The organism is Coleofasciculus sp. FACHB-712 (assembly GCF_014695635.1).
Lineage (GTDB): Bacteria > Cyanobacteriota > Cyanobacteriia > Cyanobacteriales > FACHB-T130 > FACHB-T130.
Genome location: NZ_JACJOQ010000460.1, coordinates 1 through 2781, shown reverse-complemented (window position 1 = coordinate 2781; position 2781 = coordinate 1). Strand labels below are relative to the sequence as shown.

Here is a 2781-nt window from a genome sequence, read left to right as displayed (position 1 = left end):
CCTGCGCGGCTTGATACCATTCGGCAAAGATACGTTGGCGATCATCCGGATGAAGGGCAGTTTCCCAGCCTGCCCCCAATGCTGCTTCTGAAGTGATTCCGGTAAGTTCACACCAGCGTTCGTTGGTATACAAACACTTTCCCTGACTATCCGTATGGAAGATTCCCACCCGTGAAACTCTCGCTAAGGTAGAATACCGTTCCTCACTCTGGCGCAGAGCTGCTTCTGCTTGCTTGCGTTTGCTAATGTCTTGGAACATTACGACACAGACAGGAGAATGACCGTGCATCGCTGGCAGGGTATCCGCAAAGACCATCAAGGGACGGATTCCTCCTGGCGTGTGCCAGTTCATCTCAAACCCGTTGAGCCGTTCGCCGCGTGCCACTCGTACCCCTGGCATTTGCTCGTCGGGAATCTGCGCTCCCGTCGCATCCGTGCAATAGTAAACGGTGTGGTACTCTTCGGCTGGTTTATTTTTGGGAAATTCGCCTCCTGCCAACTCGTCAGCGGCTCGGTTGGCGAAGAGGACTCGACCCGTCCCTGGCTCAATAAACAACAAGCCAGATGGCAACAGATTCAGCACGTCTTCTAGCCATTGCTGCTGATTCTGGAGTGCTTGCGATCGCAGTTGCAGCGCTTCCTCTGCTCGCTTGCGATCGCTTATGTCTATCAAGAAGGCCATCCCTTCTTGTTGCTGGTCGTAAGGTTCCTGTAACAGGGCACCACCAATAAGAATGGGAACCCGGCTCCCGTCTTTACGGATATATTCTTTTTCAAATGGGGTACAGACACCATTTTTCTTGAGTTCTTCGGCTGCCTGTGCATCCAAATGCAGATATTCCGGCGGTGTTATCTGTTCCCAGGAAAGCCGACCCGAAACCAAATCCTCCCGCTCATATCCGACTAATTTCAGGAAAGCGTCGTTGGCGTAGTTGATTTTTCCGGTAAAGTTGGCGAAGGTGACACCAAAAATATTCGCCTCAACCAGTCGTCGGAAGCGCCTCTCGCTCTCTTGGAGTGCCTTCTCGGTTGGTTTGCGCTTGGTGATGTCGGTCAGCATTGTCAGCACCCCGATAAACTCACCTTGCCGATTGAGAATCGGGTTTGTGGAGAGGATTGCCCAAAGGTCTTCGCCATTTTTACGGCGAAGCCGAAAATCAAATTGCTCTCGAATTCCCTGTTTACTTCGCTCAATGTGTTGCTCTGCCTCGATGCGTTCCTCTCGATTGATGAAGTCAAAAACAAAGCGATCGCCCATCTCTTGGACGCTGTAACCCAACATCTCAGCTAACCGCTGATTCGCGTAATCTGTCCGCAAGTTTGGGGTAATCAACCAGATGCCTTCGTGAGCTGTATCAATCAGGCGACGGTAGCTTACTTCTAGTTTTGATAAGCTTGCCTCACTTCGTTGCTTCGCAGCCAGTAATTCTGCATTTAACGAACTAATCAGCAGTGCGACTAAGCTAAATATGACTAGCTGGAGAACGTCCGTCTCACGGCTGATTGCTAGCTGATAGATCGGAGGTACGAAGAAATAGTTGTTAGCTAAAACAGCCACTATCGTAGCCACTATCCCTGGCCCCAGTCCGCCATACCAGGCACTGAACGTCACGGCGGCAAAAAACAACGGTGAAATGGATGTTTTAGTCGGCGGCAATAGCAGAAGCAGCAGCAGCGTTAAGGTGACTGACAAAGCCGCGATACCATAACGTTGCAGTTGAGAGCGCGTGACTTTTAACACTTTTAACATAGGACTGTTAGCTGAGTCCTCAGACTAACTTGATAAAACTGTTTTCACTTTATGACCTTATGATAGATAAATATTTTTGTCTATTTACCTTCTGGATTATTTTTAGCTATTTTAAAAATTCTATTTTTTATTTTTGGAGCCATTTTAAATAAACGCTGCACAAGCTTGAAATAATTGCCTTGTAAGATGCTAAGAATTCAGATACCCGACTTCTTCAAGAAGTCGGGTATCTCACTTTGACGACTTATGGAGGAGCGCTCATCGTCAACTTATTAGCCCTGGTAACTGGAAATCGCGGCTAAACAAAATAAGCCCGCTTGGCACGGACTAACGAAACATCATAAATTTTAAACCAGAAAAGGCAAGCTTTATGTGTATAGCTGCGGTTTCAACCACCTAGCCTATCTTAATTTAACTGCGCCTTTCTATAAATGGCACAAAGACGAGACGGTTTAAATATTTTTGCTTTGAACATAAAGTTCGGCGGCACGTTGATGATAATATGCTCGGCAGATGCTTTATATTTTTCAAATTCTGCTGGCATTCCTTTGGGAGTTGCAGTGCTGTAAGGAATGGGTTGAAAAAGTAATTCTGTAAACTCAACTGCTTCCCAGTTTGTCTGTTCGGTAATTTGGGTGAGAAAAGCTTCACCTGTTAATAAACTGAACAGAGCTTCTTTCGCTTCTGGCGCAAGCGCAAAACTACTGTCAAAATTCTCGACGATTTTAAGACCCATTTTACAAATACACTCTAATTAATCAACAACGGTCAACGCACAGCTATTGGAAAGCAAAGTAGGTAGACCTAAGATATTTTACATATACATGGAGAGTAGATGGAACGCGATCGCGCGTTGATTCAGCCAAGGGATACCTCTAGACAAACGCCGCGCCCTCTTCGCGTTGGGCGATATTCTGCTTTGGTTCTGGGCATCCCTTAAAATGTTCCCAATCCTTTTCACTCATGGATACTGCCATCGGGCATAATTGCCTGAGTCAGAATGGCTCCGCTCAAGTCAACTTCCAACAAAT

The 2781-nt window shown here is 46.8% G+C and carries 2 protein-coding genes; both read right to left on the bottom strand.

What is annotated here, in order from left to right:
• Window positions 1-1750: PAS domain S-box protein (locus H6F50_RS14640; protein WP_190429261.1), on the bottom strand; the 1750-nt coding region annotated here is incomplete at its 3' end.
• 406 nt (window positions 1751-2156) lie between these two features.
• The gene (locus tag H6F50_RS14635) at window positions 2157-2486 is read right to left on the bottom strand and encodes a hypothetical protein (RefSeq protein WP_190429260.1); all 330 of its coding nucleotides are present in this window, start codon (window positions 2484-2486) and stop codon (window positions 2157-2159) included.
• Between the last annotated feature and the right edge of the window lie 295 nt (window positions 2487-2781).

Bases quoted from the DNA above. Each gene is read 5' to 3' on its own strand.
- H6F50_RS14635 (WP_190429260.1), bottom strand. From the start codon at position 2,486: ATGGGTCTTAAAATCGTCGAGAATTTTGACAGTAGTTTTGCGCTTGCG.